The sequence below is a fragment of the Cellulomonas sp. Root485 genome (assembly GCF_001426705.1).
GTDB lineage: Bacteria > Actinomycetota > Actinomycetes > Actinomycetales > Cellulomonadaceae > Cellulomonas.
Window position 1 is genome coordinate 1,062,574 of record NZ_LMFC01000002.1, and the last position, 13,723, is coordinate 1,076,296.

Here is a 13,723-nt window from a genome sequence, read left to right on the forward strand (position 1 = left end):
TCACGGTCGCGTCACCCCCGTCGTCGGCCCAGGCGGAGGCGGAGACCCGCGGAGGGGACAGGTGTCACCCCGGCTGCACGTCGCGACGGCTGAAGCGGTCGATCCCCGTCCAGACGAGCGCGCAGGCGAGGAAGGTCAGTACCGCCACCGGGGTCCACGACATCGGCTCGAGCGGCAGGTAGGGCACGGCCGAGAACGGCAACCCGTCGAGCAGCCACTGCGGCAGGCCGAACACGTCGCCGAGCATCGCGGCGAACCACATGGCCGCGAGGAGCCCCCAGGTCAGGGGAACAGCGAGGCGCGGCAGCCAGCCGAAGAGCGCCACCGCGACGCCGACCAGCACCATGACCGCCGGCCAGTACACGAGCGCGGCTCCGGCCATCGTCGCCGCCTGCGACGAGTCGCCGACCACCGAGCCGTAGACCGCGCCGAGCAGGCCACCGCCGACGAGCAGCAGCACGGCCGAGCCGACGACGGGGATCGCGAGCCGCTGCAGCGTCCAGCTGGTTCGGGACACCGCCCCGGCGAGCTGTGGCTCGATGATCCCGCTCGCCTCCTCGGTGCGCAGGGAGACGGCCTGCTGCGTCGCGAAGATCGCGGTGACCAGCGCGATCATCCCGGCCAGAAGCGCGAGCAGCGCCTGGACGCCCGAGCCGCGCAGCAGGTCGTCCGCACCGCCGCCGGCGTCGTCGAGCAGGGTGGTCATCGCGTCGATGATCGAGCCGAACAGCAGGCCCGCGAGCACGACGGCGATGGACCAGCCGAGGATCGGACCGCGCTGCAGGCGCAGACCGAGCCCGAGCGGCGACGCGAGTCGTTGCGGCGCGCCGGCCGGTCCGGGGCGTTCCGCGCGCAGCCCGGCACCGTGGTCGCGCGTCGACTCGATCCGGGTGGCCACGGCCAGGAGGACACCGGCGAGCACGAGGAGCAGCACGAACGGCCACCACCGGTTGCCGGCGTACGGCTGCATGTACTCGCCCCAGCCGATCGGCGACGCCCACGTCAGCGCCCCGCTACCGAGGTCGCCGATCATCCGCACGACGTAGAAGCCGATGATCACCGCCGACGCGAGCGCGTTGGCGCCCCGTGACGTGGACGCCACCTGGCCGGCGACCGCACCGACGCCGAGCCCGAACAGGCCGACTCCGGCCACGGAGGCGCCGAGGACGAACGACCCCGCGACGCCGGTCCCCGCCGGATCGAGCCCGTTCGCCGCGGAGAGCGCGGCGATGCCGAGCCCGACGGCTACGCAGAGCAGTCCCTGGACCAGCCACGACGCGGCGGAGTACGCGTGCACGCCCAGCATCCGCGAGCGCAGCAGCTCGGTGCGGCCCACCTCCTCGTCGGCCCGGCCGTTCCTGGTGACGAGGAAGGCGACCCCGATCGCCAGGCTCAGGGCGATGGTCATCCAGCCCTTCGTCCAGACCGCCCCGCCGAGCGTGTCCGCCGCAGCCGACAGCCCGGTCAGCGCCCGGATGCCGGGGGTGTCGGACAGTGCGGCGAAGTCGTCGAGCGACTGCTGGGTGGGGAACAGCTCCTTGTAGTACGTCGCGATGTAGGCGAACATCCCGACGAGCACGACGAACCACACGGCCAGTCGCACGCGGTTGCGACGCACGACGAACCGCACCATCGGTCCCGTCCCGGCGAGCGTGGACGCGACGTGCTGGGGTGTGGCGGGTGCCGCCTCGGAGGCTCGGACGGTGGCAGTCATCTCTGGCTCCCGCCGGAGAGCGCCGCGAGCTCGTCGCCGTAGTGGCGCAGGAACAGGGCCTCGAGCGACGGCGGGTTGGCCTCGAGGATGCGAGGGTGGAGCGCGGCGACGGCGGAGAGCACGTGCGGCAGCTCGGCGTCGTCGACGGCGAACGTCACCCGACCGTCGACCACCGTCAGGTCGTGCACGCCCGCCAGGGTCGCGAGCCCGTCGGTCCCGCCGTCGAGCACGGTGGTCACCTGCGTGCGCGTGAGGTGGCGGAGCTCGGCGATCGTGCCGGACTCGACGGTCACGCCGTCGCGGATGATCGTCACCCGGTCCGCCAGCCTCTCGACCTCGGAGAAGATGTGGCTGGACAGCAGGACGGAGCGCCCGTCGGCCTTCACCTCGCGGATCGACTCGGTGAACGCCGCTTCCATGAGCGGGTCCAGCCCGCTGGTCGGCTCGTCGAGCAGCAGCAGCTCCGCGTCGGAGGCCAGTGCCGCGACGAGGGCGACCTTCTGCCGGTTGCCCTTCGAGTAGGTCCGGGCCTTCTTGGTGGGGTCGAGCTCGAACCGGTCCAGCATCGCCTTCTTGCGCGCCGGGTCGAGCGGACCCGACAGCCGGCACAGGATGTCGATGGCCTGCCCGCCGGTGAGGTTCGGCCAGAGGGTGACGTCCCCGGGGACGTAGGCGATCCGCCGGTGCAGGGCGACCGCATCGGTCCACGGGTCGCCGCCGAGCAGGGTCGCGCGCCCACCGTCGGACCGGAGCAGGCCGAGCAGGATCCGGATCGTGGTGGTCTTGCCGGACCCGTTCGGCCCGAGGAACCCGGTCACCTGGCCGGTGGGGACCGCCAGGTCGAGCCCTCGCAGCGCGTGCACGGTCCCGAAGCTCTTCTCGAGGCCCTCGACCTGCAGGGCCATGGCGTTGCTGGACATGCCTGTTCCTTCGATTCATTGCCGGGGAGGGGTTGGTGGAGGGCTGGGACACCTGCTGCTACCGCGGCGGGTCCCCGACGTAGAGGAGGTAGTCGTCGAGCATCCGCCGGGTGGTGAGGATGCCCTCCGTGAACAGCTCGAGCGTCGGCAGGATCTGGTCCCGTTGCCCGTCCCGGACCGACATGACGAACTCCTCCGGTGTCGCTCCGGGCGACGTGAGGAACTGGATGAGCAGCGCGCCCATGGTCTGGTAGGTGAGGTACCGCAGGCGTGCCTCCTCGTCGCGCGACGGGCGCACGACACCGGTCTCGACGCCCGCCCGCATGACCTCCCGCACGCCGTCGATGAGGTGCTCGAGGAACTCCTGCGCGGGCTTCCCGCCGGCGTGGATCGCGCGCAGCAGGTACACGACCAGCGGTGCGGCCGTGCTGGGCCCGGTCAGGTTCTGCAGGAGGTAGGCGCTGGGGTCGGCGAGGCTGCTGGTCTTCAGCTCCTGGTAGTGGCGCAGCACCTCGGAGTCGCACTCCGCGCGCAGGGCCGTCTTCGAGCCGAAGTGGTGGGTGATCAACCCCGGGGAGACGCCTGCGCGTCGGGCGATGGTCCGGAACGAGGCGTCGAAGCCCTCGTCGGCGAAGCAGGCGATGGCTGCGTCCCGGATCCTGGCCCGCGCAGTCAGGTCGGACGCCCGGACCGACCGGGCTGTATGCATGACCAAGACGCTATACACGTGACCAGCGGAAAGCAAGGGGGAGCCGACGCGGGGCGACAACGTTGCGCTAAGACCTCGGGCAGGTCCGTCAAGGTTCCGTCAACACGGCCTCCCGCCGCCTGTCGCGAGGCGTAGACCTGCGGTTGCGGCCCTGGTGAGAGGGCCGCCGGCGGCTCCGAGAAGGCGCCCCCGACCGTCGTCGAAAGCACTGTGAGACCCATGGCCGACCTGGCCTTCCTCGCGCTGACCGTGGCCTTCTTCGCCACCGTCGCGCTGCTCGCCCGGCGGGCGGACCGGACATGAGCGGGCTCGACATCGCGGGCCTGGCCGTGGCCGGCGCGCTCCTCGTGTACCTGGTGGTCCAGCTGCTGCGTTCGGACAAGGTCCGATGAGCGCCGAGTGGACGGCGATCGGTCAGATCGGGATCGTCGTCCTGGTCCTCGCCGTCGCGCACCGGCCTCTCGGTGACTACATGTTCCGGGTCCTGACCTCGCCGAAGCATCTCGCGGTGGAGCGGGTCGGGTACCGGGTCATGCGGGTCGACCCGGACGCCGAGCAGCGCTGGAGCACCTACCTGCTGTCCCTGCTCGGCTTCTCGCTGGCATCCGTCCTGGTCCTGTTCGGCCTCGGCCGGCTGCAGGACAGGCTGCCGCTCGACCTCGGCATGGCACCGCTCGACCCGGCCGGTGCGTGGAACACCGCCGTCTCGTTCGTGACCAACACCAACTGGCAGTGGTACTCGGGGGAGGCGGCTGCGGGCCACCTGTTCCAGATGGCCGGCCTCGCGGTGCAGAACTTCGTCTCCGCCGCGGTCGGGATCTCCGTCCTCGCCGCGCTGGCCCGCGGGTTCGCGCGGCACGGGACGGACTCCCGCGTCGGCAACTTCTGGGCGGACCTCGTCCGGGTGACCGTCCGGGTGCTGCTGCCGCTCGCGTTCGCCGCGGCCCTCGTGCTCGTCGCCGGCGGCGTGATCCAGAACCTGAGCGCGCACACCGAGATCACGACGCTGGCCGGCGGCACGCAGTCCGTGCTCGGCGGCCCGGTCGCCTCGCAGGAGGCCATCAAGGAGCTGGGCACCAACGGCGGCGGGTTCTTCAACGCCAACTCCGCGCACCCGTTCGAGAACCCGACCCCGTGGACCAACGCGCTCGAGGTCGTCCTGCTGCTGCTCATCCCGTTCAGCCTGCCCCGCACGTTCGGCCGGATGGTCGGCGACCGTCGCCAGGGCTGGGCGATCCTGGCCGCGATGGCGACCCTGTGGGTCGCCGCCGTCGGCCTGCTCACCTGGGCCGAGCTGGCCGGGCCCGGGCTGGTCCCCGCGGCGGCCGGAGGCGCGATGGAGGGCAAGGAGGTCCGCTTCGGCGAGGCCGCGTCCGCGCTGTTCGCCGCGTCCACGACCATGACCTCGACCGGCGCGGTGAACTCGATGCACGACTCGCTGACCGCGCAGGGCGGCGGGGTCGCGCTCGTCGGGATGCTGCTCGGCGAGGTGTCGCCCGGCGGCGTCGGCAGCGGCCTGTACGGGATGGTCGTGCTGATCGTCGTCGCGGTGTTCCTCGCCGGACTCATGGTCGGGCGGACGCCCGAGTACCTGGGCAAGAAGATCGGCCGGCAGGAGATCACGCTCGTCGCGCTGTACATCCTGACGATGCCTGCGGTCGTGCTGATCGGCGCCGCGATCGCCGTATCCGTGCCCGCGGGCCTGGCCGGTCAGCTGCAGGGCGGGCCGCACGGCCTGTCCGAGATCGTCTACGCGTTCGCCTCGGCGGGGAACAACAACGGCTCGGCCTTCGCCGGGCTGTCCGTCGGCACGCCGTTCTACAACACCCTGCTCGGGCTCGCGATGCTCGTCGGCCGGTTCGTGCCGATCGCGCTCGTGCTGGCGCTGGCCGGCCGGTTCGCCAGCCAGCGGAAGGTGCCTGAGGGCGCGGGCACCCTGCCGACCCACACGCCGCTGTTCGTCGGCCTCCTGGTGACCGTGACCCTCGTGGTCGTCGGCCTCACGTTCGTCCCCGTCCTGTCCCTCGGTCCCGTCGTGGAGTCCCTGTCATGAGCACCACCCTCGTCAAGCAGCCGCCGGTCACCCCCCACAAGGTGCCGGCCGCCACCTCGACGCTGTCCCCCCGCCAGCTCGCCGCGGCACTGCCGGGAGCACTGCGTGGGCTGGACCCGCGTCGGCTGTGGGACTCCCCGGTCATGTTCGTCGTCGAGGTCGGCGCGGCGTTCACCACGGTGCTCGCCATCCTGGAGCCGAGCGCGTTCGCGTGGTCCATCAGCGTGTGGCTGTGGCTCACGGTCGTCTTCGCGACGCTCGCGGAGTCCGTGGCCGAGGGACGCGGCAAGGCGCAGGCGGCGAGCCTGCGGGCCACGCAGCGGGAGACGACGGCACGCAAGGTCGTGGGATCCAGCACCACCGAGGTGCCCTCGTCGTCGCTGCGGGTCGGTGACGTCGTGATCGTCGTCGCCGGCGAGACCATCCCCGGCGACGGGGACGTCATCGAGGGCGTCGCGAGCGTCGACGAGTCCGCGATCACGGGCGAGTCCGCGCCGGTCATCCGCGAGTCCGGCGGCGACCGGTCGGCGGTCACCGGTGGGACGGTCGTGCTGTCGGACCGCATCGTCGTGCGGATCACGGCCCCCGCCGGTCAGACGTTCGTCGACCGGATGATCGCGCTGGTGGAGGGCTCGGAGCGGCAGAAGACGCCGAACGAGGTGGCGCTGAACGTGCTGCTCACCACGCTGACGATCGTCTTCCTGCTGGCGGTGGTGACGCTGCAGCCGTTCGCCGTCTACTCAGGCGCTCCGCAGCAGCTGATCGTCCTTGTCGCGCTGCTGGTGTGCCTCATCCCGACGACCATCGGCGCTCTGCTGTCCGCCATCGGCATCGCGGGCATGGACCGCCTGGTCCGCCGCAACGTGCTCGCGATGTCCGGCCGCGCGGTCGAGGCTGCCGGCGACGTGGACGTGCTGCTGCTCGACAAGACCGGCACGATCACGCTGGGCAACCGGCAGGCGGCGGACCTCCTCCCCGCCCCCGGGATCGACGACGCACTGCTCGCCGACGCCGCCCAGCTGTCCTCGATGGCCGACGAGACCCCCGAGGGCCGCTCGGTCCTCGTGCTGGTCAAGGAGCGGTTCGGCCTGCGCGAGCGCCCCGAGGGGGACCTCGTCGGCGCCGAGCTGGTCCCCTTCCAGGCCCGCACCCGGATGAGCGGCGTCGACCTGCCCGCCGCGTCAGGGCGCCCCTCGCGGCTGGTCCGCAAGGGCGCCGCGGCGGCCGTGACCCACTGGGTCCGGACGACAGGCGGTCACTCGGGCGCGGACGTCGCCGCGACCGTCGACGCGATCTCCGCGTCGGGCGGCACTCCTCTGGTGGTCGCCGAGCAGCTCGGCGACCAGCCTGCCCGCGTCCTCGGGGTGATCCACCTCAAGGACGTCGTGAAGGAGGGCATGCGCGAGCGGTTCGACGCCCTGCGCGCGATGGGCATCCGGACCGTGATGGTGACCGGCGACAACCCGCTGACGGCGAAGGCCATCGGTGCGGAGGCCGGCGTGGACGACGTGCTGGCCGAGGCGACGCCCGAGGACAAGCTGGCCCTCATCCGCCGCGAGCAGGAGGGCGGGCGGCTGGTCGCGATGGCCGGCGACGGCACGAACGACGCCCCGGCGCTCGCCCAGGCCGACGTCGGTGTCGCGATGAACACGGGGACGACCGCCGCGAAGGAGGCGGGCAACATGGTCGACCTCGACTCGAACCCGACGAAGCTGCTCGAGATCGTCGAGATCGGCAAGCAGCTGCTCATCACGCGCGGCGCGCTGACGACCTTCTCGGTGGCCAACGACGTCGCCAAGTACTTCGCGATCCTGCCCGCGATGTTCGTCGTCGCGTTCCCGCAGCTCGGAGTCCTGAACGTCATGCACCTGACCAGCCCGCAGTCGGCCATCCTCTCGGCGGTCGTCTTCAACGCGCTGATCATCGTCGCGCTGCTCCCGCTGGCCCTGCGCGGGGTGCGGTACACCCCGTCGTCGGCCAGCGCGCTGCTGCGCCGCAACCTCCTGGTCTACGGGCTCGGCGGCGTCATCGCCCCGTTCGTCGGGATCAAGCTCATCGACCTGCTCGTCACTGCCCTGGGGATGTCCTGATGACGACCGCACGCCCGCACTACTCGTCCGGATCCGACACCGTCGCCTTCGTCCGCCAGACCTGGGCCGGTCTTCGGGTGCTGCTCGTGCTCACGGTCCTGCTCGGGTTCGCCTACCCGCTGGCGGTCACGGGCGTCGCGAAGGTCGTGTTCCCCTGGCAGTCGAACGGTTCACTCGTCTCGTCGACCGGGGAGCGCGTGACGTCGCGCGACGACGCCGTGGGCTCGCTGCTGATCGGGCAGGCGTTCGACGGGCCGGAGTGGTTCCACCCGCGCCCGTCGGCTGCCGGCGACGGGTACGACACCCTCGCGTCCGCCGGGTCGAACCTCGGCCCGCTGAACGAGGACCTCCTCGCGGCCGTCGAGGAGCGACGTACCGCCGTCGCTGACGCGGAGGGCATCGAGCGCGCCGACGTCCCGGTCGACGCACTCACCGCCTCGGGATCCGGGCTCGACCCCGACATCTCGCCGGCGTACGCCCGGCTCCAGGTCGCCCGCGTCGCACGGGAGCGAGGTCTGTCGCAGGACGAGGTCCGGGCGCTCGTCGACGACGCCACCGTCGGTCGTGACCTCGGCGTCCTCGGCGAGCCTCGGGTGAACGTGCTCCGCCTGAACCTCGCACTGCAGACAATGGGCTCATGACCCCAGCCGACGAGGTACCGAGGCGCGGTCGGCTGACCGTCTACCTCGGCGCCGCGCCGGGCGTCGGGAAGACGTACGCGATGCTCGACGAGGCCCACCGCCGCCTGTCGCGTGGGACGGACGTGGTGGTCGGCTTCGTCGAGGACCACGGCCGGCTCGCGACGGCGGCGCTGCTCGAGGGGCTTGAGGTCCTGCCGCGCCGCAGGCTGGAGCACCGCGGCAGCGAGTTCACCGAGCTGGACGTCGACGCCGTCCTGGCCCGCGCGCCACAGGTGGCGATGATCGACGAGCTCGCGCACACCAACGTCCCCGGCTGCGCGCACGCGAAGCGGTGGCAGGACGTGCACGACCTGCTCGCGGCGGGCATCGACGTGGTCACGACGGTCAACGTGCAGCACCTGGAGTCCCTGAACGACGACGTCGAGGCGATCACCGGCGTGAAGCAGCGCGAGACGGTGCCGGACCACGTCGTGCGCGACGCCGACCAGATCCAGCTCGTCGACCTCGCGCCGGAGGCGCTGCGGCGGCGGCTCGCGCACGGCAACGTGTACCGGGCCGAGCAGATCGACGCCTCGCTCACGCAGTACTTCCGCGTCGGCAACCTCACGGCGCTGCGCGAGCTGGCCCTGCTGTGGCTGGCGGACCGCGTCGACGACGCGCTGACCACCTACCGGCGCGACCACCGGATCGAGTCACCGTGGCCCGCCCGCGAACGCGTCGTCGTGGCGGTCACCGGCGGACCGGAGGGGGACACGCTGCTGCGGCGCGGAGCGCGGATCGCCCAGCGCGCCGCAGGCTCCGAGCTCCTCGCCGTGCACGTGCTCGCCACCGACGGCCTGCCGAGCGCCCCACCCGCGCGCATCGCGGAGCAGCGTGCGCTGGTCGAGTCGCTCGGGGGGACGTTCCACACCGTCGTGGGGGAGGACGTCCCGAGCGCCGTCGTGGACTTCGCGCGCGGGGTGAACGCCACGATGATCGTCGTCGGTGTGTCCCGGCGCAGTCGCTGGCGGGAGGCCGTCCGGGAGAGCAACGGCACCGAGATCGCCCGCCTCGCCGGCATGATCGACGTCCACCTGGTGACCCACGAGAGGGCTCGGGCCGGCAGTCGCCGGACCGGCCGCGGCTCCGCGTTGTCCGGACCGCGCCGGACCGCCGGCTGGGCGGTCGCTCTGCTCGGGCCCGTCGTGCTCACGCTTCTGCTCTCGGCGATGGGTGATCTCGTCAGCCTGCCCACCGACCTCATGCTCTTCCTGGCGCTCACCGTCCTGGTCGCGCTCGTCGGCGGACTGTGGCCGGCCATCGTCAGTGCGATCGTCGGCTTCCTGCTGCTCAACTGGTTCTTCACGCTCCCCACCGGGAAGCTCACCGTCGCCGAACCCGAGAATGCGCTCGCGCTGGGGGTGTTCGTGCTGGTCGCCGCCGGTGTCGCCTCCGTGGTGGACCTCGCAGCGCGTCGGACGACCGAGGCGTTCCGGGCCCGCGCCGAGGCCTCCGCCCTTGCCGCGATCTCCCGGTCGGTCCTCTCGGGCGAGGACACCGCTGCCGCGCTGGTCGCCCGGCTGCGTGAGACCTTCACGCTCGAAGCGGTCTCGCTTCTCGCCAGGAGCGGCGGCGGGTGGGAGGTCCTGGCGACGGACGGCGTCGACCCCGCGCTCGACCCCGAGGCGGCTCAGGTGGTGCTCGTGGTCGACGACGAGCGGGTGCTCGCGCTCACGGGTCGGGTGCTCCCCGCGAGCGACCGACGGGTGCTGGAGGCCTTCGCGTCGCAGGTCGGCATCGTGCTGGAGCAGGAGCGCCTGCGCGCCCAGGCGGAGCAGGCGCGCATCCTCGGCGAGGCCGACGCCACCCGCACCGCTCTGCTGGCGGCCGTCTCGCACGACCTGCGCACGCCGCTGGCGACCATCCGCGCCTCGGTCGACGGCCTGACGTCCACGGACCTCGACCTCGACGACGCCGACCGTGCGGCCCTCGTCGGCACCCTGGAGGAGTCCACCGCCCGGCTGGAACGGCTCATCGACAACCTGCTCGACCTGTCCCGGCTGCAGACGGGTAGCGTCCGACCCGTGCTGCGTGCGACGAGCATCGATGAGATCGTGCCGTTCGCGATCGAGGGTTACCCGCCGGGCGCCGTGGTCCTCGACGTGCCGGACGACCTGCCTCTCGTGCACACCGACCCGGGCCTCCTGGAGCGCGTCGTCGCCAACCTCGTCTCCAACGCGGTGCGGCACGCGAAGACCGGCAGCCCGGTCATCGTGGGGTCGGCGGTCGTCGGCCACGACGTCGTCGTGCGGGTGGTCGACGACGGTCCCGGCGTCCCCGACGACGTCAAGGGGCACATGTTCGCCGCGTTCCAGCGGCTGGGCGACACCAGCGGCACCGGCCTCGGGCTCGGGCTGGCAGTCGCCGACGGGCTCGCGACCGCCGTCGGTGCCGAGGTGAGCGTCGAGGACACCCCTGGCGGTGGACTCACGATGCTCGTGACGGTCCCGCTCGCAGAGTCGGCGCTGTGATGACCGGCAACAGGATCCTGGTCGTCGACGACGAGCCCGGCCTCGCGCACGCACTGTCGATCACGCTGCGTGCCACCGGCTGGGAGGTCACGACCGCCGGCGACGGTGCCTCGGCCATCTCGGCCGCGGCGTCGCACACCCCCGACGTCGTGCTGCTCGACCTCGGGCTCCCGGACATGAGTGGCCTCGACGTCATCACCGCGATCCGCGGGTGGAGCCACGTCCCCATCGTGGTCCTGTCAGCCCGGCAGCACGGGGAGGACAAGGTCGACGCCCTGGACGCCGGGGCCGACGACTACGTGACCAAGCCGTTCGCCATGAACGAGCTGCTCGCCCGCCTGCGCGCGGCGGTCCGGCGCGCGTCCGTCCCGTCCGACCTCGACGACGCGGTCGTCACCGCGGGATCGCTGACCGTCGACCTGGCACGCCGGCGCGTGCTCCGGGACGGCGCGGAGGTCCGGCTGAGCCCGACGGAGTGGTCGATGCTCGAGGTGCTCGTCCGCAACCGTGGCCGGCTCGTCGGCCGCGTCCAGCTGCTCCAGGAGGTCTGGGGCCCGGGGTACTCCGACGAGACCCACTACCTGCGCGTGTACTCGGCCCTGCTGCGCCGCAAGCTGGAAGACGACCCGGCCCACCCGCGGCACATCATCACGCAGCCGGGCATGGGCTACATCTTCGAGCCCTGACCAGCCGCGGTCCAGGATCTCAGGGTGCCTCTCAGGGCTGTTCCCCGTTGCGGCGGAACTCGGACGCCTGCGAGCCTCCAGGCATGATCGAACCGTCTGTCGTCTCCGCGGTCCCCGAACCGACGCAGGACGCACCGAGGCGACGACGGAGCTGGCCGAGGCGCCTCCTGCGCACGGTGGTCGTCGTGCTCGCCGTGGTGCTCGCGCTGATCCTCCTCCTGACCGGCGTCAACCAGGCAGCGAACGCCATCGGCCTGGCGCGGCTCGACGTCCCGGGCGTCCTGGTGGAGGTGGAGGACGGGGCCAGGATGCACGTCTACTCGCGTGCGGAGCACCCGGGCGAGCCCACGCTCGTGTTCCTGGCCGGCATGGGTATGGGCAGCACCTACTACGAGCTCGAGAGCGTCTGGGAGCCACTCGCCGAGGACGTCAACATCGCCACGGTCGACTACCTGGGCTACGGCTTCTCCGACACGACGACGACGGACCGGACGAACGAGAACGTGGCGACGGAGATCCACGCCGCGCTGCAGGGCGCCGGGGTCGAGGGCCCGTACGTGCTCGTCGCCCACTCCCTCGGAGGTCTGTACGGGCTGGAGTTCACCGAGCTCTACCCGGACGAGGTCGCCGGGTTCGTGGGGCTCGACAGCACCTCGCCCGGTCAGCTGGCCCCGGAGGACTACGCGGGTGACCTCTCCGCGGACGGCGGGCTCCACCCCACGATGTCCGTGGCGCGCTTCATCGGCCTGGTGCGGGTGGAACGGTGGATCAACGGCGACGACTCGACCCTCCTGCCCGCCAACCCGCTGCTCGACGAGGCGGAGCAGGACCGGGACTGGCTGCTCGACAACACCAAGCTGGACCTGCGCCTGCTCGACGACGAGGTCAGCTGGTCCCTGCGCAACGACCTCGCCCTGGAAGGTCACCGGTTCGACGCCGCGATCCCCACGCTGATGGTCCTCGCGGACGACTCCGTGGAGCTCACGCACGAGCTGGGCATGCCCGACTGGGTGGAGGTCCACGAGGCTGTCGCCAGCGAGCACCCGCAGAGCCGGATCGTCGTCCTGGACGGTGCGCACCTGATCTACGTCGACGCGCCCGACGACGTGGTGGCCGAGATCCGGAAGTTCCTCGCCGCGACGCAGTGAGCGGGCTGCGACCGGTCAGAACCCGGTGGGCGGGGATGCGCCGTCGGCCGCCGGGGCAGGGCGAAGCGCGGTGCCGCTCACGGCCGCGGTGCCGGCGGTGACCGCCGCCAGGACACCCAGCGCCACGGGCAGGCTCGCCGCGACGGCGACCGCGCCGACCAGCAGCGGACCGCCCGCGTCGCCGATCTCGCGGCCCAGCTCGGCGGTCCCCATCGTGCGGCCCATGCGCTGCGGGGGAGTCGTCGCCGCCAGGTGGGCGAACGCGAGCGGCGTGGCGACGCCGATGCCGAGACCGATCAGCAGGGCGGACGCGTAGAGGGTGACCGGGTGCGGTGCTACCGCCACGAGGAGGACCCCGACGGCCACGGCGACCAGGCCGGCGGGCGCCCCGCGCCGCGTGTCGACCCGCCCGGCGTCACGCAACCGGCCGACCATCGGCTGCACGACCGTCGAGGAGAGCGCGAGGACCGTCACGACCCCCATGCTCGCGGCCGTCCCGAGCCCGAGAGTGGTGCCGAGCAGGGGCAGGAAGCCCACGGCGACCCCCAGCGCCGCGGTGCTCGCCGCGAGCACGGCCGTCGGGACGAGGAACGACGGGTCCGTCAGCTCGCGCACGAGGTCCGCGACCGTCGAGCGCTGCCGCGGCAGGACGGGGAGGTTCGGCACCGCGACCGCGGCCCAGACCGTCGCGCCGGCCGCCAGCACTGCCAGCGCGACGAACAGCGCCTGGAGTCCACCGAGGACCAGGAGCCCTGCGCCGAGCAGCGGTCCGATCGCGTACCCGAGGCTCTTCCACGCGCCGTACCGGCCGAACGACCGCCCCGCGGCGGCAGGTCCGGCCACCCGCGCGACCGCCGCCGACGACGCCGGGGAGAACGCGGACGCCGCGGCACCCTGACCGAGCCGCGCGAGCGCGAGCATCGCCGGTGCGGTGAACACCGCGCCGAGCAGCGAGACGATCGCGAACGCGAGGAGTCCGCCCACGACGACGGGCTTGATGCCGATCCGGTCGCTCAGGGCCCCGAACACGGGTTTGAGGATGACCTCGGCGACGTCGTAGAGCGCGAGGACCGCCCCGAACGTCAGCAGCGTCAGCCCGACATCATCGGTCTGCGTCCCCAGGGCGGCGGCGAGCCCGTGCGCGCCGAACGCGGTGGTGAACCCCGCGAGGTACAGCGGAGCGATCGCCCGGACGGGCAGGGGGCGACGTGCGGGGGACGACTCGCTCACGCCCCGGACGCTACCCACCCGA

General features: G+C 72.5%; 11 protein-coding genes. 7 read left to right on the plus strand and 4 right to left on the minus strand.

What is annotated here, in order from left to right:
* Positions 1–64 precede the first annotated feature (64 nt).
* From ASD16_RS13405 to ASD16_RS13415, 3 genes are read right to left on the minus strand one after another with little or no spacing between them, the layout of a single operon-like run.
* Positions 65–1,714, minus strand: a complete 1,650-nt coding sequence (locus tag ASD16_RS13405) for an ABC transporter permease (RefSeq protein WP_055917988.1) — start codon at positions 1,712–1,714, stop codon at positions 65–67.
* Positions 1,711–2,634 carry an ABC transporter ATP-binding protein gene (locus ASD16_RS13410; protein WP_055917991.1) on the minus strand — a complete coding sequence of 308 codons (924 nt, stop codon included), beginning with the start codon at positions 2,632–2,634 and terminating at the stop codon, positions 1,711–1,713. Before ASD16_RS13410 ends, ASD16_RS13405 begins: the two co-directional genes overlap by 4 nt.
* Positions 2,635–2,692: 58 nt before the next feature.
* A complete protein-coding gene (locus ASD16_RS13415; protein ID WP_055917994.1) occupies positions 2,693–3,343 on the minus strand; it encodes a TetR/AcrR family transcriptional regulator in 651 nt (216 codons plus the stop codon).
* A gap of 299 nt (positions 3,344–3,642) precedes the next feature.
* Here ASD16_RS13415 and ASD16_RS22455 point away from each other — a divergent pair, with 299 nt between their 5' ends.
* From ASD16_RS22455 to ASD16_RS13445, 7 genes are all read left to right on the plus strand, one after another.
* Positions 3,643–3,735, plus strand: coding sequence for a potassium-transporting ATPase subunit F (locus tag ASD16_RS22455; RefSeq protein WP_157453929.1), 93 nt, complete (start codon positions 3,643–3,645; stop codon positions 3,733–3,735).
* Positions 3,732–5,396, plus strand: coding sequence for a potassium-transporting ATPase subunit KdpA (kdpA, locus tag ASD16_RS13420; protein WP_055917997.1), 1,665 nt, complete (start codon positions 3,732–3,734; stop codon positions 5,394–5,396). The genes ASD16_RS22455 and kdpA overlap by 4 nt, the downstream gene beginning before the upstream one ends.
* Positions 5,393–7,486 carry a potassium-transporting ATPase subunit KdpB gene (kdpB, locus tag ASD16_RS13425; RefSeq protein WP_055917999.1) on the plus strand — a complete coding sequence of 698 codons (2,094 nt, stop codon included), beginning with the start codon at positions 5,393–5,395 and terminating at the stop codon, positions 7,484–7,486. Before kdpA ends, kdpB begins: the two co-directional genes overlap by 4 nt.
* On the plus strand, positions 7,486–8,127 hold the full coding sequence (gene kdpC / locus ASD16_RS13430) for a potassium-transporting ATPase subunit KdpC (RefSeq protein ID WP_055918002.1): 642 nt from the start codon (positions 7,486–7,488) through the stop codon (positions 8,125–8,127). The genes kdpB and kdpC overlap by 1 nt, the downstream gene beginning before the upstream one ends.
* Positions 8,124–10,637 carry a DUF4118 domain-containing protein gene (locus ASD16_RS13435; RefSeq protein ID WP_055918005.1) on the plus strand — a complete coding sequence of 838 codons (2,514 nt, stop codon included), beginning with the start codon at positions 8,124–8,126 and terminating at the stop codon, positions 10,635–10,637. Before kdpC ends, ASD16_RS13435 begins: the two co-directional genes overlap by 4 nt.
* Positions 10,637–11,323, plus strand: a complete 687-nt coding sequence (locus ASD16_RS13440; protein ID WP_055918456.1) for a response regulator — start codon at positions 10,637–10,639, stop codon at positions 11,321–11,323. The genes ASD16_RS13435 and ASD16_RS13440 overlap by 1 nt, the downstream gene beginning before the upstream one ends.
* 83 nt (positions 11,324–11,406) lie before the next feature.
* A complete protein-coding gene (locus ASD16_RS13445; RefSeq protein ID WP_082570832.1) occupies positions 11,407–12,471 on the plus strand; it encodes an alpha/beta fold hydrolase in 1,065 nt (354 codons plus the stop codon).
* A 15-nt stretch (positions 12,472–12,486) separates the two neighbouring features.
* Here ASD16_RS13445 and ASD16_RS13450 read toward each other — a convergent pair whose 3' ends face one another.
* Entirely contained in the window at positions 12,487–13,701 is a 1,215-nt protein-coding gene (locus ASD16_RS13450) for an MFS transporter (RefSeq protein ID WP_082570833.1), read from the minus strand.
* Positions 13,702–13,723: the final 22 nt, after the last annotated feature.

Excerpts from the sequence above, each read along its gene's own strand:
- ASD16_RS13405 (WP_055917988.1), bottom strand. The coding sequence starts at position 1,714 with ATGACTGCCACCGTCCGAGCCTCCGAGGCGGCACCCGCCACACCCCAG.
- ASD16_RS13410 (WP_055917991.1), bottom strand. The coding sequence starts at position 2,634 with ATGTCCAGCAACGCCATGGCCCTGCAGGTCGAGGGCCTCGAGAAGAGC.
- ASD16_RS13415 (WP_055917994.1), bottom strand. The coding sequence starts at position 3,343 with ATGCATACAGCCCGGTCGGTCCGGGCGTCCGACCTGACTGCGCGGGCC.
- ASD16_RS22455 (WP_157453929.1), top strand. The coding sequence starts at position 3,643 with ATGAGCGGGCTCGACATCGCGGGCCTGGCCGTGGCCGGCGCGCTCCTC.
- kdpA (WP_055917997.1), top strand. The coding sequence starts at position 3,732 with ATGAGCGCCGAGTGGACGGCGATCGGTCAGATCGGGATCGTCGTCCTG.
- kdpB (WP_055917999.1), top strand. The coding sequence starts at position 5,393 with ATGAGCACCACCCTCGTCAAGCAGCCGCCGGTCACCCCCCACAAGGTG.
- kdpC (WP_055918002.1), top strand. The coding sequence starts at position 7,486 with ATGACGACCGCACGCCCGCACTACTCGTCCGGATCCGACACCGTCGCC.
- ASD16_RS13435 (WP_055918005.1), top strand. The coding sequence starts at position 8,124 with ATGACCCCAGCCGACGAGGTACCGAGGCGCGGTCGGCTGACCGTCTAC.
- ASD16_RS13440 (WP_055918456.1), top strand. The coding sequence starts at position 10,637 with ATGACCGGCAACAGGATCCTGGTCGTCGACGACGAGCCCGGCCTCGCG.
- ASD16_RS13445 (WP_082570832.1), top strand. The coding sequence starts at position 11,407 with ATGATCGAACCGTCTGTCGTCTCCGCGGTCCCCGAACCGACGCAGGAC.